We start from the raw sequence: 501 nt of genomic DNA, 5'->3' as shown, positions 1-501 counted from the left end.
ATGTATATGGCTCAGGTTGTTGGATCAATTTCAGGGCTGGGACCCGCCCTGGGCCCCATCATCGGTCTAGAGATAAGCCTCAACGTGAAGCAGGAGGAGTGCCTCCAGCAGGGGTTGAGGAGCTACTTCTCCCTTTACCAGGGAGGAGACCCCAGGAGGTACGAGGTTTACCCTGCTATTGCTACCTCCCAGAGGTTGAGGGTGGAGGCTGACAGCGACCCGGACAGGGTGTACAGGCAGGGCATACTCTTCAGGACGGAGGACACGGGGGAGTGGTACTACGTGGGCGGGGTATCTCCCCACTGGACCAACGGGACGATCATCACGTACCAGGGAGGGAGCAAGGCCACCTCCTACGGGAAGATCAGGGTGGGAATCCTGGACAGGTTCGCCCAGGCGGGGATTGGGGTTTTCCCCATGGAGAAGTTGAAGGTTCCCCCAACGTGGTACAACCCGGCCCAGTTCAGGGACTGTGGCGGTATCCTGGGACCCGTGTGGAAC

The 501-nt window shown here is 59.9% G+C and carries 1 pseudogene; it reads left to right on the top strand.

Features of this window, described 5'->3' with window-relative positions:
* Nucleotides 1-501 (top strand): annotated as a pseudogene (locus tag L3N51_RS12350) (hypothetical protein); the annotation flags it as partial.

It is taken from the genome of Metallosphaera javensis (ex Hofmann et al. 2022), from assembly GCF_022064045.1.
GTDB classification, from domain to species: Archaea; Thermoproteota; Thermoprotei_A; order Sulfolobales; family Sulfolobaceae; genus Metallosphaera; species Metallosphaera javensis.
Note: the sequence above shows the minus strand (reverse complement) of the source record. Positions and strands in the feature narration are given on the sequence as shown.